The sequence below is a fragment of the Janthinobacterium sp. genome, from assembly GCF_031995485.1.
Classification (GTDB): Bacteria; Pseudomonadota; Gammaproteobacteria; order Burkholderiales; family Burkholderiaceae_D; genus Janthinobacterium.
Map to the genome: position 1 here is coordinate 1 of NZ_DAMAGB010000007.1, position 21,819 is coordinate 21,819.

Annotated in this window: 23 protein-coding genes; 12 read left to right on the forward strand and 11 right to left on the reverse strand. The window is 61.5% G+C overall.

Annotated features, from left to right (window positions below):
* Nucleotides 1-274: 274 nt before the first annotated feature.
* The 3 genes from RTQ46_RS07045 to RTQ46_RS07055 all read left to right on the forward strand — a co-directional run bounded on the left by RTQ46_RS07045 (nucleotide 275) and on the right by RTQ46_RS07055 (nucleotide 3,743).
* Entirely contained in the window at nucleotides 275-1,606 is a 1,332-nt protein-coding gene (locus RTQ46_RS07045) for a histidine kinase (protein ID WP_312435501.1), read from the forward strand.
* A gap of 71 nt (nucleotides 1,607-1,677) precedes the next feature.
* Nucleotides 1,678-2,436 carry a LytTR family DNA-binding domain-containing protein gene (locus tag RTQ46_RS07050; protein WP_312435502.1) on the forward strand — a complete coding sequence of 253 codons (759 nt, stop codon included), beginning with the start codon at nucleotides 1,678-1,680 and terminating at the stop codon, nucleotides 2,434-2,436.
* A 152-nt stretch (nucleotides 2,437-2,588) separates the two neighbouring features.
* Nucleotides 2,589-3,743: an ATP-binding protein gene (locus RTQ46_RS07055; protein ID WP_312435503.1), complete on the forward strand. Its 1,155-nt coding sequence runs from the start codon at nucleotides 2,589-2,591 to the stop codon at nucleotides 3,741-3,743.
* A gap of 54 nt (nucleotides 3,744-3,797) precedes the next feature.
* Here the strand turns inward: RTQ46_RS07055 and RTQ46_RS07060 are convergent, their stop codons facing one another.
* From RTQ46_RS07060 to RTQ46_RS07070, 3 genes are all read right to left on the reverse strand, one after another.
* Entirely contained in the window at nucleotides 3,798-4,796 is a 999-nt protein-coding gene (locus tag RTQ46_RS07060) for a porin (protein WP_312435504.1), read from the reverse strand.
* Nucleotides 4,797-5,042: 246 nt separating this feature from the next.
* Nucleotides 5,043-5,693 (reverse strand): class I SAM-dependent methyltransferase, encoded by a 651-nt coding sequence (locus RTQ46_RS07065; protein ID WP_312435505.1) that lies wholly within the window; start codon nucleotides 5,691-5,693, stop codon nucleotides 5,043-5,045.
* Nucleotides 5,694-5,748: 55 nt separating this feature from the next.
* Nucleotides 5,749-6,690 carry a CysB family HTH-type transcriptional regulator gene (locus tag RTQ46_RS07070; protein ID WP_312435506.1) on the reverse strand — a complete coding sequence of 314 codons (942 nt, stop codon included), beginning with the start codon at nucleotides 6,688-6,690 and terminating at the stop codon, nucleotides 5,749-5,751.
* Nucleotides 6,691-6,844: 154 nt separating this feature from the next.
* Here RTQ46_RS07070 and RTQ46_RS07075 point away from each other — a divergent pair, with 154 nt between their 5' ends.
* From RTQ46_RS07075 to RTQ46_RS07110, 8 genes are all read left to right on the forward strand, one after another.
* Nucleotides 6,845-7,618: a sulfite exporter TauE/SafE family protein gene (locus tag RTQ46_RS07075; protein WP_312435507.1), complete on the forward strand. Its 774-nt coding sequence runs from the start codon at nucleotides 6,845-6,847 to the stop codon at nucleotides 7,616-7,618.
* A 52-nt stretch (nucleotides 7,619-7,670) separates the two neighbouring features.
* Nucleotides 7,671-9,359 (forward strand): nitrite/sulfite reductase, encoded by a 1,689-nt coding sequence (locus RTQ46_RS07080; protein ID WP_312435508.1) that lies wholly within the window; start codon nucleotides 7,671-7,673, stop codon nucleotides 9,357-9,359.
* Complete coding sequence (locus RTQ46_RS07085; RefSeq protein WP_312435510.1) at nucleotides 9,352-9,912, forward strand: DUF934 domain-containing protein; 561 nt, start codon at nucleotides 9,352-9,354, stop codon at nucleotides 9,910-9,912. Before RTQ46_RS07080 ends, RTQ46_RS07085 begins: the two co-directional genes overlap by 8 nt.
* Before the next feature lie 14 nt (nucleotides 9,913-9,926).
* Entirely contained in the window at nucleotides 9,927-10,643 is a 717-nt protein-coding gene (locus RTQ46_RS07090; protein WP_312435511.1) for a phosphoadenylyl-sulfate reductase, read from the forward strand.
* A gap of 37 nt (nucleotides 10,644-10,680) precedes the next feature.
* Complete coding sequence (gene cysD / locus RTQ46_RS07095) at nucleotides 10,681-11,592, forward strand: sulfate adenylyltransferase subunit CysD (RefSeq protein WP_230504054.1); 912 nt, start codon at nucleotides 10,681-10,683, stop codon at nucleotides 11,590-11,592.
* Nucleotides 11,592-12,911, forward strand: a complete 1,320-nt coding sequence (locus tag RTQ46_RS07100) for a GTP-binding protein (RefSeq protein WP_312435512.1) — start codon at nucleotides 11,592-11,594, stop codon at nucleotides 12,909-12,911. Before cysD ends, RTQ46_RS07100 begins: the two co-directional genes overlap by 1 nt.
* Before the next feature lie 13 nt (nucleotides 12,912-12,924).
* The gene (gene cobA / locus RTQ46_RS07105) at nucleotides 12,925-13,695 is read left to right on the forward strand and encodes a uroporphyrinogen-III C-methyltransferase (protein WP_312435513.1); all 771 of its coding nucleotides are present in this window, start codon (nucleotides 12,925-12,927) and stop codon (nucleotides 13,693-13,695) included.
* A gap of 75 nt (nucleotides 13,696-13,770) precedes the next feature.
* Nucleotides 13,771-14,418, forward strand: a complete 648-nt coding sequence (locus tag RTQ46_RS07110; RefSeq protein ID WP_312435514.1) for a hypothetical protein — start codon at nucleotides 13,771-13,773, stop codon at nucleotides 14,416-14,418.
* On the opposite strand, the gene RTQ46_RS07115 is transcribed toward RTQ46_RS07110, so the two are convergent.
* Genes RTQ46_RS07115 through lptF form a run of 4 tightly spaced genes read right to left on the reverse strand, consistent with a single transcriptional unit; the run spans nucleotide 14,390 to nucleotide 18,085 of the window.
* Nucleotides 14,390-15,376, reverse strand: coding sequence for a Stealth CR1 domain-containing protein (locus RTQ46_RS07115; protein ID WP_312435515.1), 987 nt, complete (start codon nucleotides 15,374-15,376; stop codon nucleotides 14,390-14,392). The two genes, RTQ46_RS07110 and RTQ46_RS07115, sit on opposite strands and share 29 nt — an antisense overlap.
* Nucleotides 15,373-15,774: a CbiX/SirB N-terminal domain-containing protein gene (locus RTQ46_RS07120; protein ID WP_312435516.1), complete on the reverse strand. Its 402-nt coding sequence runs from the start codon at nucleotides 15,772-15,774 to the stop codon at nucleotides 15,373-15,375. The genes RTQ46_RS07115 and RTQ46_RS07120 overlap by 4 nt, the downstream gene beginning before the upstream one ends.
* Nucleotides 15,774-16,943 (reverse strand): LPS export ABC transporter permease LptG, encoded by a 1,170-nt coding sequence (lptG, locus tag RTQ46_RS07125; protein WP_312435517.1) that lies wholly within the window; start codon nucleotides 16,941-16,943, stop codon nucleotides 15,774-15,776. Before lptG ends, RTQ46_RS07120 begins: the two co-directional genes overlap by 1 nt.
* Entirely contained in the window at nucleotides 16,940-18,085 is a 1,146-nt protein-coding gene (gene lptF, locus RTQ46_RS07130) for an LPS export ABC transporter permease LptF (RefSeq protein WP_312435518.1), read from the reverse strand. The genes lptG and lptF overlap by 4 nt, the downstream gene beginning before the upstream one ends.
* 67 nt (nucleotides 18,086-18,152) lie before the next feature.
* Here lptF and RTQ46_RS07135 point away from each other — a divergent pair, with 67 nt between their 5' ends.
* A complete protein-coding gene (locus RTQ46_RS07135) occupies nucleotides 18,153-19,649 on the forward strand; it encodes a leucyl aminopeptidase (protein ID WP_312435519.1) in 1,497 nt (498 codons plus the stop codon).
* A 99-nt stretch (nucleotides 19,650-19,748) separates the two neighbouring features.
* Here the strand turns inward: RTQ46_RS07135 and RTQ46_RS07140 are convergent, their stop codons facing one another.
* From RTQ46_RS07140 to RTQ46_RS07155, 4 genes are read right to left on the reverse strand one after another with little or no spacing between them, the layout of a single operon-like run.
* Complete coding sequence (locus tag RTQ46_RS07140; RefSeq protein ID WP_312435520.1) at nucleotides 19,749-20,297, reverse strand: hypothetical protein; 549 nt, start codon at nucleotides 20,295-20,297, stop codon at nucleotides 19,749-19,751.
* A 22-nt stretch (nucleotides 20,298-20,319) separates the two neighbouring features.
* Nucleotides 20,320-20,790 carry a CreA family protein gene (locus tag RTQ46_RS07145; RefSeq protein ID WP_312435521.1) on the reverse strand — a complete coding sequence of 157 codons (471 nt, stop codon included), beginning with the start codon at nucleotides 20,788-20,790 and terminating at the stop codon, nucleotides 20,320-20,322.
* Nucleotides 20,791-20,822: 32 nt separating this feature from the next.
* Nucleotides 20,823-21,011 carry a DUF1653 domain-containing protein gene (locus RTQ46_RS07150; protein ID WP_034782199.1) on the reverse strand — a complete coding sequence of 63 codons (189 nt, stop codon included), beginning with the start codon at nucleotides 21,009-21,011 and terminating at the stop codon, nucleotides 20,823-20,825.
* A gap of 10 nt (nucleotides 21,012-21,021) precedes the next feature.
* Nucleotides 21,022-21,393: a hypothetical protein gene (locus tag RTQ46_RS07155; protein WP_409518305.1), complete on the reverse strand. Its 372-nt coding sequence runs from the start codon at nucleotides 21,391-21,393 to the stop codon at nucleotides 21,022-21,024.
* Between the last annotated feature and the right edge of the window lie 426 nt (nucleotides 21,394-21,819).

Below are 21,819 nucleotides of genomic sequence, written 5' to 3' on the forward strand. Positions count from 1 at the left end.
GATCCTCAACTGCCGCATTTGACTGCGTCTCATCGGGGAGGCGAACTATAGCAAAGTGGCACGAGGTCTGCAATACATATTTTCGCGGATCAACAAAACATGCTGACCGCCTACCCGGCCTGCTGCTCACTTCAGCCGCTCTTTTATGCAGCCTGTCGCATGCGGCTGGTGCGCCTGCCTGCCTTCAGGCACAGTGGCAACATCAGATTTTGACGCACATCATCAGTTACACTTGCCCACCGCGTCGATTAACTTATTGCCAAGAAAGCGTCCCATGTTACCGATTTCCAGCCTGCCCCAACTGCTGAAAACCATTCTTGCCTGGCTGCAGAAGGCGTTCGACGCGACCACAACCTGGGTGACCCAATTATCCTGGTGGAAGTTTTTCCTGTTTGCCGCGCTGGCCCTGATTGCCGGTTCGATCCTGCAGGACGAATTGTTTTCATCGAGCCCTGACGAAGAAGTCGTGATCAAGTCGCACAAGCGGGCCAGCAAGAACACGGGCGAGACGAATATCCTGATCGACGATACCGGCATCCACTTCAATCCGCGCAACAGCAAGAACCGCCGCAGCACGGAAGCGGCGAGCGCTGATGCAACGCCAACAGACGCCACACCGGAAAGCAGCGATGCCACGCCCGATGAGCCGGCCGAGCCAGCAGCACCGGCCACGCCGGCAACGCCCGCCACACCGGCTACGCCAGCAGCGCCAGCCAAGCCCAGCTATCCGGTCACCACCAATGCTTCGGGCGAAGAAGTTCATATCGAATTGCCGCCGCAAATTGGCGAGGAACTGTCGAACGCCATCGAGGAAGCGGTGGATGACGCGGCAGAGCAAAAGGTTTCGCGCTACCACCAGCAAGCATCGACCTGGTTCAAGAGTTTTGTGTCGCTGCTGGTACTGGCCCTGTTCGCGATGAAGGCCCTTGTGGGCGGCAAGAAACGGGCGGAAGCGGAAACGGTAACGGCCAATGAGGCGGCCGAACGGGCCTCGATGCAGCGCCAGCTCAGCGAAGCGAAAATGCAGATGATGCAGGCGCAGGTGGAACCGCACTTCCTGTTCAACACGCTCGCCTCCGTCGAGCACCTGATCCAGGTCGATCCGCCGCGCGCGGCCAAGATGCAGCGCAGCCTGATCCAGTATCTGCGCGCGGTGCTGCCGCAAATGCGCGACAACGCGCTGATTACCAACCTTGGCCGCGAAGCGGACATGGTACAAGCCTATCTGAACCTGCTCAAGATGCGCATGGAGGAACGGCTGACGGTGGACTTCCAGATTCCCGACGGGCTGCGCAGCGCCGCCTTTCCGCCGATGATGCTGCAATCGATGGTGGAAAATGCCATCAAGCATGGCCTGGAGGTGAAACCGGAAGGCGGCACCCTGCGCATCGTGGCTGAAGTGGCACACAGCAAGCTGCGCGTGATCGTCACCGATGACGGCCTGGGCTTTGGGGCCGTACCGAGCGACGGCACGGGACTCGGCTTGCCGACCATCCGCGAACGGCTGAAACTGCTGCATGGCGACCAGGGCAGTCTGACCATTACGCCAAACAAGCCGAGCGGTGTTTGCGCGGTAATTGAAGTGCCATATCAACTGTCGAAATAAGGTGAATGAGGAGTTGATAAAAACGCTAATTCATTGAATAATCAATGTTCGCCAGTTCACACTTGATGACCATGCCTACCGCTATTATTGCCGACGACGAAAGATTGATGCGTGACCAGTTGCGCTTGCGCCTGGGCCAGGCGTGGCCCGAACTGGAAATCATCGGCGAAGCCAAGAACGGCGACGAAGCGATCGAGCTGGTGGAGCAGCTGAAACCCGACTTTACCTTCCTCGATATCCGCATGCCGGGCAAGACGGGCATGGAAGCGGCGCAAGTGATCGGCAACAAGAGCCGCATCGTGTTCGTCACGGCCTACGACAGCCACGCCGTCGAAGCGTTCGAGCGCGGCGCGGTCGACTATGTACTGAAACCGCCCGAGCATGAACGCCTGCTGATCACGGTCGAGCGCCTGAAGACCCATCTGAGCAAGCCGGCGCTGGACGTCAACAGCAGCGTGACGGCCATGCTGTCGCAGCTGGCGGAAAAGATCACGGCCAAGCCCACCTATTTGCAATGGATACAGGCCAGCATCGGCCAGGACCTGCGCATGATCCCGGTCGAGGAAATCCTGTTCTTCCGTTCGGACGAGAAATATACCTGCGTGCAGACGGCCAAATATGAAGCACTGATCCGCAAGCCCGTGCGCGACCTGGCCGAAGAGCTCGATCCTTCGCTGTTCTGGCAAATCCACCGCGCCACGCTGGTCAATGTAAACGCCATCGAAGGCGTGACGCGTGATATCCGCGGCCGCCATCTGGTACTGATCAAAGGCAAGACCGACAAGCTGGAAGTGAGCCGCAGCTTTTTGCACCTGTTCAAGCAGATGTAAGTTCCTGATGCCGGCGGCGCCCTGCCGCCGGTGCTCCGTCTGCCGCTCCCCTGCGCCATCTCAAATGGCAACCCCGCAAACAGCTTACGCTGCATAAGTCCTGCCCGCTTTCCACCTGCCCGCCGTTGTCACGCCGTTCGCAAGGAGCGTCCATGCCCAACCGCGCAAAATCCGGATTGTTACGCATGCTGCCACTGGGCATGGCTGCGGCAGCCACCTTGTATCTGTGGCGCCCGTTTAAAACTACCAGCCGACAAGCTGCGACCTTGCCGGCAAATGAAGCCGTGCTCCATATCGACAGCGAACAGAATATCGTGCACGCCAATGACGCTGCCGCCAGCCTGTTCGGCAGCACGCCGCACGCCATGCGCGGCATGCCGCTGTGCCATTTCATCCTGCGCGATCTGCGCAGCCTGGACGGCGACTTGCCGTTCGGCCCGTCTGTCGATATCGGCGAGCAACTGCGGCTGACAGGCCGGCGCGCCACCGACGCCACCCTGATGGGCCGGCGCCTTGATGGCGCCATGTTTCCGCTCGAAGGTTCGTTGTCGGCCTGCCTGCATGACGACCACGCCACCGATACGGTCATCGTGCGCGACATCAGTACGCGCAAGCAGGTACACGAGCAGCTGGCACGCTCGTTTTCGCAGCTGCGTGAACTGTCGAGTGCGCTGCAAACCATCCGCGAGGAAGAGCGCAAGCATATCGCGCGCGAACTGCACGATGACCTGGGCCAGTTGCTGGCCACCTTGCGCGTCGACCTGACGCTGGTGCGCCAGCATGCCGACACGACGGCGCCACTGCACGGCCTGCTGCATGGCATGGACAGCCTGCTGGTGACGGCGATTTCCTCGCTGCGCCGCATCGCCGGCAACCTGCGTCCGCGCGCGCTCGATGAAGGGGGACTGTATTTTGCGCTGCAAAAACTGCGCCACGATTTCCTGCTGCGCCACGCCGTGCATTTCGAACTGATGGCCGATGAAGGCGACCTGGTGCTCGACGACGCGCTCAGCACGGCCATCTACCGCATCATGCAGGAAGCGCTGACCAATATTGCCCGCCATGCCGGGGCGAGCCGCATCACCATCGCCCTGCACCGCATCGACTCCACGCTGTCCATCACGGTCCAGGATGATGGCAAGGGCATTACCGACCGCGACCTGGAAAAGGCGGCCTCGCTGGGCCTGCTGGGCATGCGCGAACGGGTATGGGGCCTGAACGGCACCATCCAGATCGGGGCGGATGCGGAACTGGGCGGCACCCGCATCGACATCATGCTGCCGATGCAGGCGATGGCGCCGCCATGACGACAAAAGGCGCTCCGTGGAGCGCCTTTCTGCACAGTCAGACCCGGCTGGTGCTTAGAACTTGTGGGTCATGCCCAGCTGGTACATCGACTTGTCGCTGAACTGGTCGCGGCCACCGTAGACGTACACGGCAGTACGTTTCGACAGCGGGTAGTCGTAGCCGAGGCCGAAAGCCTTGGCGGTTTCCTTGCCGCTCACGGTACGGCTGTCCTGCTTCTGTTTCACGTAGCTGGCCTTGATGGCGCCGCCACCGATGTCGTAGGCCAGGCCGATCAGGAAGCTTTTGAATTCGCCGGTGGTGGCAACGTCGGTATCGGCTTTCGAGTAGTCGAACGTGACCTTGGCAGGACCGAATTTGTAACCCCCGCCAACCAGCCACAGGGTAGGCTCGGCAGCGGCGTTGGCCACCGTCTGCACTTTTTTCTGGTAGCCGGCGTGGGCGCTGGCTGGGCCCATGTCATAGGTGGCGACCACGCTGTAACCGGAGTCGGCATCCTTGATTTCGCTGGCGACGACCTGGCCGCTCAGGACGAAACCGCTGAAGGTCGGGCTGTTGTAGGTGATGGCGTTGCTGACGCGCGAAGCGCCGACGACCGAAGCGCTCGGCACGGCCAGCGTGCCGTTAGGCGATTGGCCGCCACGCATGACTGGCTCATTGATCTTGCCGATCACGCCGTAGGTGTTGAACGGGTCAACGCGGGCCAGGGTGCCGTCCAGCAGGTCCTTGGTGCGGCCCAGGTAGACGGTACCGAAGTTGCCGGTCAGGCCGACCCATGCCTGGCGATCGAACAGGGTATTGGCAGTGGCTTGCGCGCCGGTGTCGGCCTTGAATTCACTCTCCAGATTGAAAATGGCTTTCAGGCCATTGCCCAGATCTTCCGTACCCTTGAAACCGATGCGCGAAGCCTGGTTCTCACGTTCCACCATCGACGAACCGCTGGTCTTGGCCAGGCCCAGGTCGACTACGCCGTAGACGACGACATTCGATTGCGCTTGCGCCGAAGCGGCTGCGAAAGAAGCGATGATCAATGCTGCCAGAGTAATTTTTTTCACTTGAGATTCTCTACATTAGGTTGGACAAGATTTGGTGCTGCTCAGCTGCTGAACCGAATCATGCCCATCAAATGCTTCAACAATATGACATCGACAATCTGTTGTTTTTTGGCATCATTTACTGCAGAGAAATTTGAAGGCGAAAAAAAACCGCCTGCAAGGCGGTGATTGTCGGGTTAGGCCCCAAGGATTGTCGGGTTACGCCCGGAGGGCTAACCCGACCTACCCCGACCTGCCCGGTCATGCTTATTTCAGGCGGCAGCTCAGCAGCCAGTAGTATTCGAGGCGCTTCATGCGGATCTCGCGGGCCGAATGGGCGAACTTCTTGCGCAGGTGGCTGTCCGAGGGGAAATTCTTCAGCACTTCGTAGCGCTCGCCCGCGTCCGTGGTGCGGAACTGGTGGGTGTTGCCTTCCAGATCGGTGCGGGCAATCACAGTGCTGCTGCCGTCGACGTAGGAATTGTCGATCAGCACCAGCATGATGTCCTTGCCCAGCTTGCTGCGCAGCTGCTTCAGGTATTTGTCCTGGTCTTCACGCTTGACGTGCGACCACCAGAAGCCGGCAAACACGGCCGTGAACTTGCCTGCCAGGTCGTCCGGCAGCTTGAACGCGTCCATTTTCGCGAACGTGACGTTGTCGTCCAGGCCGCGGGCCTGGGCCAGCGCCAGCATTTCGTCGTTGATGTCGGTGGCCAGCACCGAGTCGGCCGTCTCGGCAATCACTTCGGTCCAGTAGCCGGTGCCGCAGGCCAGTTCCAGCACGGTGTGGCCTTCCAGCACGTCGGCGACCTTGTCGCGCAGTACTTCCAGGTCTTCCTGGCGTTCCGGCTTGTCGTAGACGCGCTCGTACTGCTGCGCGATGGTGGCGTAATATTTGGCAAGCTGATCGGTAATCATGTTTCTTCTCTTATTTAGTCGGAACCGGGCACTCGCCCGGCTGGGTGCTGCATTGTTATAGTTCGTAGTGCTCTTTATCGCCGCTCATCGCCTGCTCGATCAGTTTCCGGTTCAGGGTCGGGGTCAGCAACTCGATAAAGGTGTAAATGTAGCTGCGCAGATACGCGCCCTGCTTGACGGCCACGCGCGACACATTCATGCCGAACAGGTGGCCGACAGGGATGGCGCGCAAGCCCTTGTCGCGCTCGGCATCGAAGGCCATGCCCGCTATGATACCAATCCCCATGCCCAACTCGACATAAGTCTTGATCACGTCCGCGTCGATGGCTTCGAGCAGGATGTCCGGTTTCAGGCCGCGCAGCACGAAAGCGTGGTCGATCTTGTTGCGTCCGGCAAATGCGCTGTCATAGGTAATCAGGGGAAACGCAGCGATTTCTTCCAGCGTCACCGACTTCGATTTGAGCAGCGGATGGTCGACCGGCACCACCACCACATGTTCCCACTGATAGCAGGGCAAGGTGATCAGGCCGTCGATGGCGGCGATCGATTCGGTGGCGATCGCCAGGTCGGCCTGGTCGCGCTGCACCATCTCGGCGATCTGGCGCGGGTTGCCCTGCAACAAGGATAAGCGCACCTTGGGAAACTTCAGCATGAAGGCCTGCACCACCTTGGGCAAGGTGTAGCGCGCCTGCGTATGCGTGGTGGCAATGGTAAAACTGCCGCTGTCCTGCGCCGCGTACTCCTTGCCGATGCGCTTCATGCTGTCGATTTCCTGCATCACCAGCTCGACCGATTCGAGCACCAGCCGGCCCGGCTCCGTCAGGCCGCGGATGCGCTTGCCATGGCGCGTGAAAATGTCGACGCCCAGCTCTTCTTCCAGCTCGATGATGGCTTTCGAGACGCCCGGTTGCGAAGTGAACAAGGCTTTGGCCGCGTCCGTCAGGTTGTAGTTCTGCCGGACGGCTTCGCGCACGAAGCGCAGTTGATGGAGATTCATTGCTGGTTTTGCCCTAGAGATGTGCCGCGCCTCCGCCCCACCGATGATTTTACATTCATGCTTATACGCATATCGCATATAAGCAAATGCGTACTTAGTAGTTTGGAATAAACACTAAGTTTATTACTATTGCGGGTACTTTGGGGGTGCAAGCATGACTTTGTCTTATATAGTCTCAGGATTTGCCGTAGGTTTACTGGTCGGCATGACCGGTGTCGGTGGCGGCTCGCTGATGACTCCGCTGTTAACCTTGCTGTTTGGCGTTTCGCCCTCAGTTGCAGTAGGAACCGACCTGGCGTTTGCCTCGATCACCAAGAGTGCCGGCACCCTGACGCACCGCGTGCGCGGCACCGTGCGCTGGGATATCGTCAAGCGCCTGTGCATCGGCGCCCTGCCCGCCGCCGTGGTGGCGACGCTGGCATTGAAGTCGTTTGGCACGCTGTCGCCCGAAATCGGCCAGATCATCCGCTATTCGATCGCCGGCTCGGTGTTGCTGACTGTGGTAGCCTTGATCTTCAAGGGCCGCATGCTGAACTGGATACACGCCCATCCTGACAAACAGTTACAAGGCAACAAGCTTGCCGCCGCCACCATTATCTCCGGCGCCGTGCTGGGCGTGCTGGTGACGGTATCGTCGATCGGCGCAGGCGCCATCGGCGCAACCTTGCTGGTCATGCTTTATCCAAGCATGAGCTCGGCAGAAGTGGCCGGCACCGATATTGCCTACGCCGTGCCGCTGACCGCGATTGCCGCGCTGGGCCACTGGTGGCTCGGCTCCATTCACTGGGAACTGCTGATCTCGCTGCTGATCGGCTCCCTGCCCGGCATTACGCTCGGCTCGTGGGTAGCGCGCTCGGTCCCGGAAAAGTTTTTGCGCGTGCTGCTGGCGATGACCTTGACCACCGTGGCAGTAAAGCTAATCTATTAATTAAAGAACACCCAGGCAATCTTCCAGCACCCCGGCTTATTTAGGATTTGATATGTACCATTACGATCAGTACGACCACCTTATCGTCAAAGAACGCATCGCGCAGTACCGCGACCAGGTTGCGCGCCGACTCGCCAATGAATTGACGGAAGAGGAATTCATTCCGCTGCGCCTGCAAAACGGCCTGTACATGCAGCGCCACGCCTACATGCTGCGCATCGCCGTGCCGTACGGCCTGCTGTCGTCGAAGCAGATGCGCATGTTTGCCCATATCGCGCGCAAGTACGACCGCGGCTATGGCCACTTCACCACGCGCCAGAACATCCAGTTCAACTGGGTCGAGCTGGAACAGACGCCGGACATCCTGACCGACCTGGCCTCGGTGGAAATGCACGCGATCCAGACTTCGGGTAACTGTATCCGAAATACAACATCGGACCCGTTTGCCGGCGTCGCCGCCGATGAAATCATCGATCCGCGTCCGTACGCGGAAGTATTGCGCCAGTGGAGCACCTTCCATCCCGAGTTCATCGCCCTGCCGCGCAAGTTCAAGGTTGCCATCAATGGCGCCGAGCAGGACCGCGCCGCGATTGCCGTGCACGATATCGGCCTGACCGCCGTGCGCAACGAAGCGGGCGAAGTGGGCTTCAAGGTGATGGCCGGTGGCGGCATGGGCCGCACGCCCATCCTGGGCAGCGTGGTGCGCGAATTTCTGCCATGGCAGCATCTGCTGACCTACACACAGGCCATCATGCGCGTGTACAACCTGCACGGCCGCCGCGACAACAAATACAAGGCCCGCATCAAGATTTTGCTCAAAGCCATCGGCGTGGAAGAGTTTACCCGCCAGGTGGAAGCGGAATGGGTCGACCTGAAGGATGGTCCTGAAACATTGACGGTGGAAGAAATGCAGCGCGTGGCGGACTTCTTCAATCCGCCTGCCTACCTGGCGCTGGCCGACATCGACTATGCGGCCGAGCACGCGGACAACAAGGCCTACGCCAACTGGATCCTGCGCAACGTCAAGCCGCACCAGCGCCCCGGCTACGTGGCGGTGGTGCTGTCACTGAAGAAAACCGGCGTCCCGCCGGGCGACGCGACGGCCGAGCAGATCGACTTCGTGGCCGACCTGGCCGACCGCTACAGCTTTGGCGAACTGCGCGTCACGCACGAGCAGAACCTGGTGCTGGCCGATGTCGAGCAATCGAAACTGTTCAAGCTGTGGCAGGAAGCCAAGGCGCATGGCCTGGCCACGCCGAATATCGGCCTGCTGACCGACATGATCTGCTGCCCGGGCGGCGACTTCTGCTCGCTGGCCAATGCGAAATCGCTGCCGATTGCGGCCGCGATTGCCGAGCGTTTCGACAATATCGATTTCCAGCACGATATCGGCGAAATCGAACTGAACATTTCCGGCTGCATCAATGCCTGCGGCCACCATCACGTGGGCAGCATCGGCGTGCTGGGCGTGGATAAAGACGGCAGCGAATGGTATCAGGTGTCGATCGGCGGCGCGCAGGGCAACAACGCCGCCATCGGCAAGATCATCGGCCCATCGTTCTCCGCCCTGCAGATGCCCGAAGTCATCGCCCGCCTGCTGCACGTGTACGTGCGCGAACGCCATGACGGCGAACGCTTTGTCGACACGGCCCAGCGCCTGGGCTTGCCGCCATTCAAGGAACATGTATATGCAACGCCGATCACCGTCGGCAACCTGGTCGGAGAAGACGAATATGTTTGAAGTACGCGAAGAAATCATCAAGAACGCCGCCGTCGTACCGAATGACTGGGGCCTGCTGCGCCTGGACGAGGGCGACACGCCGGAATCCATGCTGGTACCGGAAGGCAAGGCCATCGTGCCCCTCAGCGTATGGCAAGCCCAGCGCGAAAGCCTGCAAGCGCGCCTGCCCGATATCGGCGTCTGGCTGGCCGGCGACGAGCGTCCGGAAGAACTGGCCGACGTGATTGCGCAACTGGCCGTGATCGCCATCGACTTTCCGAAATTTACCGACGGCCGCGGCTATTCGATCGCCTTCAACCTGCGCGCCCGCCTCGGCTACCAGGGCGAGCTGCGCGCGATCGGCGACGTGCTGCGCGACCAGCTGTTCTCGATGCACCGCGTTGGCTTCGATGCCTATGCCACGCGTCCGGACCGCAGCATCCATGACGCGCTGAAAGGCTTGTCGGTTTTCTCCGAAACCTACCAGGCCTCGTGGGACCAGAAGTCGCCGCTGTTCCGCCGGCACCACCGCGAAGGCCAGAATCCCGACCTCGACAACGCGGCCGGCATCTGACGCAAAGGCTAACCATGAGCGACCTTCCCACTTTGATAGACGCCACCGAGCAAACGCTGGCACGCATCGCGGCGGATTTTTCGCCGGCCGTGTTCGCCTCCAGCCTGGCAGCCGAAGACATGGTGCTGACCGACCTGATCCTCAAAGCGAAGCTGCCAATCGGCATCTTCTCGCTGGAAACCGGCCGGCTGCACCAGGAAACCCTGGATGTACTCGATAAAGTCAGACAGCACTACGACCACGACATCACCCTGTACCGTCCGCAGCCGGAAGCGGTCGAGCAGTATGTGCAGCAGAACGGCCTGAACGCGTTCTACGACAGCGTCGAGATGCGCCGCGAATGCTGCCGCATCCGCAAAGTCGAACCGCTGGGCCGCGCCCTGGCCGGCAACAAGGCCTGGGTCACGGGCCAGCGCCGCGCCCAGTCCAGCACGCGCGCCGAACTGCACGTGCAGGAAGAGGATGTGGCGCATGCGATGACGAAATTTAATCCGCTGGCCGACTGGTCGGAAGAAGACGTCTGGGCGTATATCCGCGCCAACGGCGTACCGTACAACGCGCTGCACGACCAGGGCTATCCGTCGATCGGCTGCCAGCCGTGCACGCGCGCCATCGAACCGGGCGAAGACGTGCGGGCCGGCCGCTGGTGGTGGGAAAACCCCGACTCCAAGGAATGCGGCCTGCATATGGTGGACGGCAAGTTGATCCGCATTAAATCCGTGGCCGCCTGAACATACAAAGACACTACAGAACAAGAAAGCATCCAATATGAGCAATATTTTGAACCAGCGCCACCTCGACAGCCTTGAGTCGGAAGCGATCCACATCATGCGCGAAGTGGCGGCCGAATCGGCCAACCCTGCCCTGCTGTTTTCGGGCGGCAAGGACTCCGTGGTCCTGCTGCGCCTGGCCGAAAAAGCCTTCCGCCCGGGCAAGTTCCCGTTCCCGCTGGTGCATATCGACACGGGCCACAATTTCCCGGAAGTCATTACCTTCCGCGACAAGAAAGTGGCGGAGCTGGGCGAGCGCCTGATCGTCGGCTCGGTCGAGGATTCGATCAAGCGCGGCACGGTGCGCCTGCGCAATCCGGCCACCGACTCGCGCAATGCCGCGCAAGCGGTCACCTTGCTGGAAACCATTGCCGAACACGGTTTTGACGCCTGCATCGGCGGCGCCCGCCGCGATGAGGAAAAAGCCCGCGCCAAGGAACGCATCTTTTCGTTCCGCGACGAATTCGGCGCCTGGGACCCGAAAGCCCAGCGACCGGAACTGTGGGACCTGTATAACACCCGCGTGCACCCCGGTGAAAACATGCGCGTGTTCCCGATCTCGAACTGGACCGAACTGGACGTATGGCAGTATATTGCCCGCGAAAAACTGGAACTGCCGCCGATCTATTTCGCGCACGAGCGCCAGGTGATTCCGCGCAATGGCCTGCTGGTGCCGTTGACGGACCTGACGCCGCCGCGCGACGGCGAGACGGTGGAAACGCAGGTGGTGCGCTTTCGCACTGTCGGCGATATCTCGTGCACCTGCCCGGTCTCGTCGGACGCGGCCACGGTGGACGCCATCATCGCCGAAACGGCAATCACGCAAATCACGGAGCGCGGCGCCACCCGCATGGACGACCAGACTTCCGAAGCCTCGATGGAAAAACGCAAGAAAGCAGGGTATTTCTGATGAACGCAGCAGTTTTGAACACCACTTCCACCGACAGCCTGGAGCGCGGCATGCTGCGCTTTATCACGGCCGGTTCCGTCGATGACGGCAAGAGCACGCTGATCGGCCGCCTGCTGTTCGACAGCAAGGGCATTTTTGCCGACCAGCTCGACGCCATGTCGCGCTCCAAGCACAAGCGCACGGTAGGCGACACGGTCGACCTGTCGCTGCTGACGGACGGCCTGGAAGCCGAACGCGAGCAAGGCATCACGATCGACGTGGCCTACCGCTATTTCGCCACGCCGAAACGCAAGTTCATTATCGCCGACACGCCGGGCCACGAGCAGTACACGCGCAATATGGTTACCGGTGCCTCGACCGCCGACGCCGTCATCATTCTGATCGACGTGTCGAAGGTCAAACTGGGCGACGATGGCAGCGTGGAACTCTTGATCCAGACCAAGCGCCATTCGACGATTGCCCACCTGCTGCAGATCGAGCACGTGGTGGTGGCCGTCAACAAGATGGACCTGGTTGGCTACGACGAGACGGTGTACAACCGCATCGTCGCCGCCTACCGCGAATTCGCGCAGTCGCTGGGGCTGAAGGACATCACGCCGATTCCGTTGTCGGCCCTGACCGGCGACAACGTGGTCGAGCGCGGCGACAAGCTGGGCTGGTATACGGGCCCGACCCTGATCGAGCTGCTCGAATCGCTGTCCGTCTACGACGAATCGCACGACGCGCCGTTCCGCTTCCCGGTGCAGCTGGTGGCGCGCCACAACGGCCACGAAGCGAACGACTTCCGCGGCTACATGGGCCGCATCGAGGCGGGCAAGGTCAGCGTCGGCGACACGCTGGTGGTGCAGCCTTCGGGCCAGACCGCCACCGTCAAGGATATCATCACCCTGGACGGCTCGCTGCAGAGCGCCGTGGTGGGCCAGTCGGTGACCCTGCTGCTGAACGAATACCTGGACATCTCGCGCGGCGACCTGCTGGCGGGCAGCGACCGTCCGGCCACCTTGCTGAAACAGGTAACGGCCGACGTGTGCTGGCTGTCGGAAGACGCGCTCGACCTGCGCCGCAAGTACTGGATCAAGCATGGCACGAAACAGACGGCCGCCAAGGTGACGGCGATCAACACCCTACTCGACATCAATACGCAGCAGCGCCATCCGGCCGAAGGCCTGAAGCTCAATGACATCGCCCGCATCAGCCTGACCGTGCAGCAGCCATTGGCGGCAGACGCTTATGCCGATATCCGCGCCACCGGCGCGTTTATCCTGATCGATGAAGTCACCCACCAGACCGTCGCGGCCGGCATGATCCGGATCGACTGAGGAAGGCAACAGCATGAACCACTCCACATCTCTCCCTGGCAAGGTCTATCTGATCGGCGCCGGCCCCGGCGCGCAGGACCTGATGACCTTGCGCGGCGCGCGCCTGCTGGCCCAAGCCGATGTGGTGCTGCACGATGCGCTGGTCACCGGCGAGATGCTGGAGCTGTGTCCGCAGGCGAAAAAAATCCTGGTCGGCAAGCGCTGCGGCCAGCTGTCGACGGCGCAGGCGTTCATCAACAAGCAGCTGGTCGACCATGCGCAGAAATACGCCGTGGTGGTGCGCCTGAAAGGCGGCGACCCGATGCTGTTTGGCCGCGCCGATGAAGAACTGCGCGCGCTGGAAGAAGCGGGCATCGAAGTCGAAGTCGTGCCGGGCATTACCACCGCGCTGGCCGCCGCCGCCGCCACGCAGCAGCCGTTGACCAAGCGCGGCGTGTCGCGCAGCGTGGCGTTCTTTACCTCCAGCACGGCGCCAGGCGAGTCCGAACAGACGGCGGTACCCGACTGTGACACCCTGGTGCAATACATGGGCGGACGCGAAGCGATCGCCACCGCGCAGCGCTTGCTGGCGCAGGGACGCCCGGTCGATACGCCGGTGGTGGTGATTGAAAACTGCAGCCGTCCGGAACAGCGCATCGTGCGCATGACCTTGTCGCAACTGGCGCTGGGCCTGGGCGACAAGCAGGGACCGGTGCTGGTGATGCTGGGCGAGGCGATGGCCATGCGCAGCAGCCAGGCGCAGGACACCTCGGCCTTTACCGACTTTAAAGTCAGTAACTATTGATCATGCGCAAAACATGGTAGGATGCTCACGCCGCAATACCGCGCCGCCTCAGCACTCTCTACCCTGTTATCACTGATGAATTTTTCTTCCTTGCGCGAATCGCTGCATTCGCTCAGCCGCAGCAATGGCGCCCTGATTGCCACCATCGTCCTCGTCTCGCTGGGCCAGATCGGCCTGTGGCTGGTGTTTCCCGCCATCGACAATGAAAACCATCTGCTCGAATGGCTGCAGGCGCTGTTCCTGGCGCTGGCCTGCGTGGTGCATGGGCAAAAGGCCTGGACCGAACCGGACCGCGACTCGCTGCGCTTCCTGATCCATGCCGGGCTGTCGGCGCTGATGTTCGGCTTCTTGCTGCGCGAACTCGAAATTCGCGAAATGGGCGAAGCATATGCCTGGACCGTGCTGGAAAAAACCCTGCGCCTGCTGGAACTGCTGGTGCTGCTGCGCCTGCTGGTATTTTTTGCGCCGCGCGCGCGCCTCGTGTTCGCCAACGTGCGCGCCATCTTCGGCATGCGCGTGACCATCATCACGCTGGTCGGCGGCCTGTTCATGGTAGCCGGCTGGCCGTTCGACAAGAAGGTGATCCACTCGCTGCCGGAAATCTATTCGGAGCTGCTGGAAGAAGTGTTTGAACTGGACGGCTATCTGCTGCTGTTCCTGGCCGCCCTGGCCGACACCACAGCGGCCGCGCGCATCAAGCTGCGCTTTCCAAAAGCACGCTGAGATCGTCTTCAAAGCGCGATGGCTGCGGCAGCAACTGCTGCAGCGTCGCCGCTACCCGCGCCAGGCGCGGATCGTCCCCGTCCGCATCGTCGCAGGTATCGTTAATGCAGAAAAACGGCAGCGTGCCGAACTGTGCGCGCAGCTGCGCCAGCCGCATGGCCGCATCCTGATCTCCGCTGGCGATATGCAGCGGATCGAGCACTTCGCTGCGCGCCAGGCCCTGCGCCACCATCCAGCGCGGCGCCAGGTCCGGCAGCAGCGCCGGCGCGCGCCAGGAACGAAAGACGGTGGAGCGCACCTGCGCGAACAATGCCGGCGCCTGCTGTTCCAGCGCCTGCATGGCACTGACCAGCATCGGCCGCGGCGCATGCGCATGCAGGCGCGGTTCGTGGCGGTAGCCAGGATCGCGCGCCGCCAGCCAGTCGCGCGCCAGCACGGCGCAATTGACGGGTGCGGCGACATCGGGGCGCAACTGCGCCGGCAGGTCCACCACCGCCTCTTCCAGATACACGCGCAGGCCGCCGCCAAACCAGTGATCGATATCGAATCGCTGGCCCAGGAACACATCGTCATTGAGATACAGGAAGCGCTCGGCGAGACCGGGAATATGGTGCAGATACGATTCGATATGGGCCGAGTCGAACACGGGCAGCGTGCAGGCCGGCATCAGCTGGCGGTGATCGATGACTGTGAGGCGGTGCGACGCGCGCAGCCAGCCGGGCACCTGGCGGTCGGTCACCAGATAGACATGGCCATGCTCGGGGAAGAAGCGTTCCAGCGCGCGCAGGTTGTAGCGCAGTTCGCCATTGTCGCGGTAGCGGCCCGCCACGTTGCCGTGCAGCGCCAGCTGGCCAGGATGCTTCGCCGCCCAGGCGTCATACGCGGCGCGGTGGCGCGCACGCCAGGCAGCATCCGCCCCGTCCACCCACAGGTAGACGATATCGACCGGGCCGCTCAAGACTGGCCGGGTGCGGCCACGCAGTAGTCGGCAATCGCCGCCAGCACGCTGGGGTTTTCGCCGACCGCCTCGACCACTTTCAGCCGCAGTTGCGGATGCGCCTGGCGCAGTTCGTCGAGCAGCAGCGGCAGGTCGCGCAACACATGGCCGCCCTGCCCCAGGAACACCGGCACCACGGTGGCGTCGAGCACGGCGCCCTCGGGCAGATCGGCCAGCAGCAACTGCACCAGCTCGGGCAGGCGCGGCGACATCAGTTCCAGGAACGCGAGATGGACGGTGGCGTCGGGCATGCGCGCCTGGGTCAGCTCGCGCAGGCGCTCGAACGGCGCGGCCCACGAGGCGGCGCGCGCGCCGTGCGCAAACAGGATCAGGGCCTGCCGGATAGTTGTATTGGTCATCAGTGTCGCTCCACCCACCACAGCATGATCAGGGCCGCAAACAGATACAGCACGCTCGGCGCCACGGCAGTCAGGAAGGCTGGCCAGGTACTGAGCAGCCCCACGTGCGAAAACAGCGTGTTGACCAGCATGAAGCTCACGCCAATCATGATGCCGATGAAAATCTTCAGGCTCACGCCGCCGCTGCGCGTATGCATGTAGGCGAACGGCAGCGCCAGCGCCATCAGCACGAAGATGGCCAGCGGATCGATCAGTTTTTTCCAGAAGGCGATCCGGAAGCGCTCGGTCTCCTGCTTGTTCTCGGCCAGGTGGCGCGTGTAGACCGCCAGTTCGCTGGCCGACATGCGCTCCGGGTCCGACGCCGACACCGTCAGGATCTTCGGCGTCACTTCCGACACCATGTCCTTGGTGGCGCTTTTCACCGTGCGCACCAGGCTTGTTTCCTGGTTATAGTAGTTCTGCAGCTTCGGCTCGTAGCCGGGCATGGTGGCGGCGCTGTTCGAGAACGCCGTCTCCGTCACGTCCGACAGGCGCCAGACGTTGTTGCCCTGGTAGACGGCACTGGCCGCCACCGTCATCGTACGCAGGCGCATGCTGGTATCGAACTCGTACAGCTTGACGTTTTTCAGCTGGCCGTCGGGACGCGCTTCGCCCACGTTGAAAAAGCGCGAGCCGGTCACCGTGCCGCTCAGGCCGTCGCTCTTGATCATGTCCTTGGTCCACAGGCCCGAGCGGAATTCGCTCGACACCGAGGTGCCGCGCGAGGTCAGTTTCAACCGTTCGGCCAGCGGTTCCGTGTACGGCGTGACGAATTCACCGAACAGAAAGGTAATCACGACGAATACCAGGCCGATGCGCAGCAAAAAGCCGGCCGCCATGCCGGTCGACATGCTCGACGCGCGCATGATGGTGAATTCGGAACTGGCCGCGAACTGCGCCATCGTGTAGATGGTGCCGATCAGCGCGGCGATCGGCATCACTTCATACACGTGGCCCGGCACCAGCACCAGCACATAAAAAAAGGCGTACTGGATGGTGTAGCCGTTGCGGCCCACTTTCGGCAGCTCGCCCGTCAGGTCGATAAAGGCCTGCAGCGCCAGAAAGGCAAGCAGCACGAAGAACACCGCCTGGAATATCGAGACCGCAAAATAGCGCTGTAAAATCTTCATTTCGGTACCGCTTTACTTGTGTTGCCGGCGCGGCGCGCGCGCTTGAAGGACGCCAGCAGGACCAGCGGATGAAAGCGGTGATTCACGTTCAGGCGCCAGGCGAACAGCGCCACCACGGCCAGCAGCGCCAGCAGATGCAGCGGCCACCAGGCCATGCCGAAGCTCAGGCGGCCCTGCTTGACGCTTGCCTCGATCACCTTGGTCAGGTTGCTGTAGCTGAAGAAGATCAAGAGCGCCACGATCAGGTTGGCCGAGCTGCCGGCGCGCGGATTGACAAAGCCCAGCGGAATGGCCAGCAGGATCAGCAGCAGGCCGATCAGCGGCGCACTGACACGCCACATCAGTTCGGCCATGGTGAACTGGTTGTTCGCTTCGATCAGCGCCATGGTGCTCATGGCGCGCACGCCCAGGTCCGCGCCCAGTTCCTGCTGCTTGCTCTCGATGCGCATGATGTACTGTTCGAATTCCATGGTCTGGAAGTCGGCCTGGGTCGGAATGCCCTGGTAGCGCCGTCCGCTTTTCAGCACCAGGAAGCGGCTGCCATTGGCGTCGGTATTGATCACGCCTTCCTTGGCGACCACCACCACCGCCGTGCCCTTGGCATCGACCGTATTGACGAACACGTTCTGCACCACGTTCTTTTCGCCGCTGACGCCTTCGACAAAGAAGATGCGGTTGCTGCCGGCCGATTCGCGGAACTGGCCGGGCGTGACTTTCTGCAGGTCTTCGCGCTTCTCGAAGCGCGCCACGTAGGCGTCGCTTTTCTGCTGCGCCCATGGCGTGGCGTACAGGCTCAGGGCGCCGATGGCGATCACCAGCGGCAGGCCGAAGCTGAGCACGGGGGCGATCCAGCGCGACAGGCTCAGGCCCGAGGCGAACCACACCACCATTTCGGATTCCTTGTAGCTGCGCGTGACGACCATCAGCACCGAGATGAAGCCGGTGAGTATGAGGATGGTGGGCAGCTGCATCAGCGAGGAAAACAGCATCAGCGACATCACGTCGGCCGACGCGACCTTGCCGCCTGCGGCCTTGCCCAGGATACCAATCAGCATCCAGGTAAGCAGGATGCTGAATAAAACAGTGAAGGTGGCCCCGGCGGCACTAGCCAATTCACGTCGAAGGGCACGTTGAAAGATCATTCGGAGTTTATAATTCGGGTCAGTTAGTTGAGTAACACGTTACTAGTAAATGAAAACGGAGAACCAAATGGACTTTAGCATAAAAGCATTCGATACCAAGAGCACCCTCGGCACGGCCAAAAGCGGATGCATCGCGGTTGCGGTATTCGAAAACAAAAAACTGTCGCCAGCGGCACAATCGCTGGACAGCAAGGGTGCCATTTCGGCTGCGCTGAAGTCCGGCGACATCACCGGCAAGCCTGGCAGCACCCTGCTGCTGCGCGGCGTTGATGGCGTCACCGCCGAGCGCGTGCTGCTGGTCGGCATGGGCAGCGAAGAAACCGTCAGCGAGAAAAGCTTCGCTACCGGCGTGCAGGCTGCATTGAAGGCTTTCGGCGCGCTGGGCGCGGCGGACGCCATTATCGCATTACCACTGGGTGATGTGAAAGAGCGCGATGTAAATTGGGCCATCCGCTGCGTGGTGCAGGCAGCACATGACGGGCAATACCGCTGCGACTCGCAAAAAAGCAAAAAAGATCCGGCCCCTGCCGGCGTGCGCAAGATCGTCCTGTCGGCGCCGGCCACCGCCGCCACGCGTGGCGCGCTGGCACAGGCCATCGCGATTGCCAACGGCTCGAACTTCACCCGCAACCTGGGCGACCTGCCGGCCAATATCGCCAACCCGACCTACCTGGCCAACACTGCCAAGCAACTGGCCAAGGATTACAAGTTTGAAGTCGAAGTACTGGACCGCAAACAGCTCGAAGCGCTGAAAATGGGCAGCTTCCTGTCGGTCACCAACGGCAGCGAGCAGCCGCCGAAATTCATCGTCCTGAAACACATGGGCGGCAAGGCCAAGGATGCACCGGTGGTGCTGGTCGGCAAGGGCATCACGTTCGACACGGGCGGCATTTCGCTCAAGGCCGGTCCTGGCATGGATGAAATGAAGTACGACATGTGCGGCGCCGCTTCTGTACTGGGCACCTTCCGCGCCATCGGCGAAATGAACCTGAAGCTGAACGTGATTGGCGTGATCGCCGCCTGCGAAAACATGCCGTCGGGCCGCGCCACCAAGCCGGGCGACATCGTCACGTCGATGAACGGCCTGACGATCGAGATCCTCAACACCGACGCCGAAGGCCGCCTGGTGCTGTGCGATGCGCTGACCTACGCCGAGCGCTTCAAGCCGGCGGTGGTGGTCGACATCGCCACCCTGACGGGCGCCTGCGTGATCGCGCTGGGCCACCACAACACCGGTCTGTTCACGCGCTCGGACGCGGCCCACGACCAGCTGGCCAACGAGCTGCTGGCCGCCGGCAAGCAGGCCAGCGACACCGCATGGCGCATGCCGATCGAGGAAGCCTACAACGAGCAGCTGAAGTCGAACTTTGCCGACCTGGGCAACATCGGCTCGCCAGGCGGCGGCGCCGTCACGGCCGCAGCCTTCCTGGAAAACTTCACCAAGAAATACACCTGGGCCCACCTCGATATCGCCGGCACTGCATGGAAATCGGGCGCGGCAAAAGGCGCGACCGGCCGTCCTGTGCCGCTGCTGTCGACGTTCCTGCTCAATCGCGTGCAGTAATTTGATATGTTCAACCCGGCGTCGACATGCCGGGGTTAAATACAAAAAAACCCGCCACGGTCATCGACCCTGGCGGGTTTTTTCATGCGTGAGGGTGAATTAATAGACGACGGGATCGGGAATCGGCAACGGCGCCGGTTTTGCCGGCGCAGGCACGGCAGGCTGCGGCGCGACGACGGCCGGCTGCGCAGGTGCCGGCGTGGACACCGGCGCTGCTGCTGCGGCAGCAGGTGCAGGCCTGGGCATGCGCGCCGGGTCCTGCATGACAATGGTCAGCGTCGAGGGATAGTCGTAGGCAGCGCCCGTGTCGCGGTCGACGAAGTAGCCGACGCCGAGCGTGAAGATGGCATTGCTCCAGGCGCTGCCGCCATTGACGGTGGCGTCAAATTGATTGTCCATCACGACGGCCGGCGAGCCGCTTTTCCTGCAGTCGACCTTGAGCGGCGCCTGGCTCTTGCGGATCATGATGCGCCCCGGCGTGGTGACGAACCACTTGCCCATGTCGTTGGACAGGATGCAGCCGGCGCCTGTCAGTTGACGGTTGTCGAGGATGGTCTGCACCAGCACCATCTGCTCGGTCGAACCGGTCATGGTGGCGCAGCCGGCCAGGCCACCAAGAAGCATGAGAGCAGCGAGGGGACGGCGCATGGCGGGTTCGCTTGCGGTGCGCTTAACGCAGCGGAATCGGCTGGCCGGCCGGCACCGGCACGGCGGTCACGCTGTTTTTCGGACTGCCGTCGATCAGGCGGTCGGAATACACCAGGTAGATCAGCGCATTGCGCTTGGGGTCGACCATGCGCACCACGCGCACGTGCTTGAAGAAGATCGAGGCGCGCTCGCTGAACACTTCTTCCTGGCGCGGCAGCTTGCCGTTGAATTGCAGCGGCCCCACCTGGCGGCAGGCCACCGAGGCATCGGCCTTGTCTTCGGCCAGGCCGACGGCGCCCTTGATGCCGCCCGTCTTGGCGCGCGACAGATAGCAACTGACGCCGGTGACGCGCGGGTCGTCATAGGCTTCGACCACGATCTTGTGATCGGGGCCGATCAGCTTGAAAACGGTATCGACCGAGCCGACGGTTTCAGCCTGCGCGGCAGCGCAGGCAAGGCCGAGCAGCGTGGCCGAGGCCAGCATTCTATACATGAAGGTTTCCTGGGCACGTGCAGGCACGGCCATCAGTTAATGGGGGCAAATCGCTGCACCATGACGCCCTCGACCTCGATCAGCTGAAAGAACACGTCTTTCGGCCGGGTCCAGATCGAGCCGTCGGCGGCGCGGTAGACGATCATCGGAGTCAGGTCCGCTTCCAGCGTGGCTTCGCACACCAGTTCGTAGATCCCGCCCTTGTAGTGCCGATAACGCATCGCCGTCTCCTCAAGCCGTTGAATCTTCGCTCTTGTCGCCAGCGTGGATCTTCTGCTTCTGCTTCAGACCCTGGATGACTTTCAGGATGCCTTCCATGCCGGCGGCGCCGTCAGTGCTGCTGAAAGCGTCGAGCACTTCATTGAGCACCTTGTTGCGCACGGCGGCCTCGTCGGACGACATTTCCAGTGCGCGCTGCGCCTTGGCGGCTTTTTCGGCAGCACTGACGCGCGGTTTCGGCGTCGTCTTGCCATGAGTCAGAGCAGCCTGCCAGATGACCCAGCGGCGTTGGGTTTCAAAAATCAGATACTCGTCCGGTTTGTCTTCTCGTCGCCGAACAATGTGGCCGTCACGCTGCGCCCACGCTTCAAATGCAGTTCGCATTTTCTTCCTTTGCAAATGCTACGCGCAAGTCTCACTATTAAAACTGCAATATTTCCAAATAGTACCATTTATTGATGCAGAAAAACAATCGCACCGGGACGGTACTGCAGTCATAACGCAAGACCAGCGGCGCCTGGAGCGGACAATATGGTCCGCCTGCGGCGCAATGTTCATGTAATTCAGAATCACACACGGTGAATTCCAATTATGTCATTTCATGGTCGCGACAACGATGACTCGGTTGTCACAATGTGCCATTTTAGTAGTGTTTGTCGTGTTTTAGCGAGAAACTTTACACCTTTATGATGTTTCAGTTGCCAAGCACCATGCCAAACTCGCCAATTATGGCAAATCAACCATGGCGCTTGAACAATGATACACAAAAAGCTTGCAAACATGCGTCACGATTGGTTAAAAATATATACT

What these genes read in the sequence shown, in the direction of transcription:
- RTQ46_RS07045 (WP_312435501.1), top strand. Translation starts at nt 275, where the DNA reads ATGTTACCGATTTCCAGCCTGCCCCAACTGCTGAAAACCATTCTTGCC.
- RTQ46_RS07050 (WP_312435502.1), top strand. Translation starts at nt 1,678, where the DNA reads ATGCCTACCGCTATTATTGCCGACGACGAAAGATTGATGCGTGACCAG.
- RTQ46_RS07055 (WP_312435503.1), top strand. Translation starts at nt 2,589, where the DNA reads ATGCCCAACCGCGCAAAATCCGGATTGTTACGCATGCTGCCACTGGGC.
- RTQ46_RS07065 (WP_312435505.1), bottom strand. Translation starts at nt 5,693, where the DNA reads ATGATTACCGATCAGCTTGCCAAATATTACGCCACCATCGCGCAGCAG.
- RTQ46_RS07070 (WP_312435506.1), bottom strand. Translation starts at nt 6,690, where the DNA reads ATGAATCTCCATCAACTGCGCTTCGTGCGCGAAGCCGTCCGGCAGAAC.
- RTQ46_RS07075 (WP_312435507.1), top strand. Translation starts at nt 6,845, where the DNA reads ATGACTTTGTCTTATATAGTCTCAGGATTTGCCGTAGGTTTACTGGTC.
- RTQ46_RS07080 (WP_312435508.1), top strand. Translation starts at nt 7,671, where the DNA reads ATGTACCATTACGATCAGTACGACCACCTTATCGTCAAAGAACGCATC.
- RTQ46_RS07085 (WP_312435510.1), top strand. Translation starts at nt 9,352, where the DNA reads ATGTTTGAAGTACGCGAAGAAATCATCAAGAACGCCGCCGTCGTACCG.
- RTQ46_RS07090 (WP_312435511.1), top strand. Translation starts at nt 9,927, where the DNA reads ATGAGCGACCTTCCCACTTTGATAGACGCCACCGAGCAAACGCTGGCA.
- cysD (WP_230504054.1), top strand. Translation starts at nt 10,681, where the DNA reads ATGAGCAATATTTTGAACCAGCGCCACCTCGACAGCCTTGAGTCGGAA.
- RTQ46_RS07100 (WP_312435512.1), top strand. Translation starts at nt 11,592, where the DNA reads ATGAACGCAGCAGTTTTGAACACCACTTCCACCGACAGCCTGGAGCGC.
- cobA (WP_312435513.1), top strand. Translation starts at nt 12,925, where the DNA reads ATGAACCACTCCACATCTCTCCCTGGCAAGGTCTATCTGATCGGCGCC.
- RTQ46_RS07110 (WP_312435514.1), top strand. Translation starts at nt 13,771, where the DNA reads ATGAATTTTTCTTCCTTGCGCGAATCGCTGCATTCGCTCAGCCGCAGC.
- RTQ46_RS07120 (WP_312435516.1), bottom strand. Translation starts at nt 15,774, where the DNA reads ATGACCAATACAACTATCCGGCAGGCCCTGATCCTGTTTGCGCACGGC.
- lptG (WP_312435517.1), bottom strand. Translation starts at nt 16,943, where the DNA reads ATGAAGATTTTACAGCGCTATTTTGCGGTCTCGATATTCCAGGCGGTG.
- lptF (WP_312435518.1), bottom strand. Translation starts at nt 18,085, where the DNA reads ATGATCTTTCAACGTGCCCTTCGACGTGAATTGGCTAGTGCCGCCGGG.
- RTQ46_RS07135 (WP_312435519.1), top strand. Translation starts at nt 18,153, where the DNA reads ATGGACTTTAGCATAAAAGCATTCGATACCAAGAGCACCCTCGGCACG.
- RTQ46_RS07140 (WP_312435520.1), bottom strand. Translation starts at nt 20,297, where the DNA reads ATGCGCCGTCCCCTCGCTGCTCTCATGCTTCTTGGTGGCCTGGCCGGC.
- RTQ46_RS07145 (WP_312435521.1), bottom strand. Translation starts at nt 20,790, where the DNA reads ATGTATAGAATGCTGGCCTCGGCCACGCTGCTCGGCCTTGCCTGCGCT.
- RTQ46_RS07150 (WP_034782199.1), bottom strand. Translation starts at nt 21,011, where the DNA reads ATGCGTTATCGGCACTACAAGGGCGGGATCTACGAACTGGTGTGCGAA.
- RTQ46_RS07155 (WP_409518305.1), bottom strand. Translation starts at nt 21,393, where the DNA reads ATGCGAACTGCATTTGAAGCGTGGGCGCAGCGTGACGGCCACATTGTT.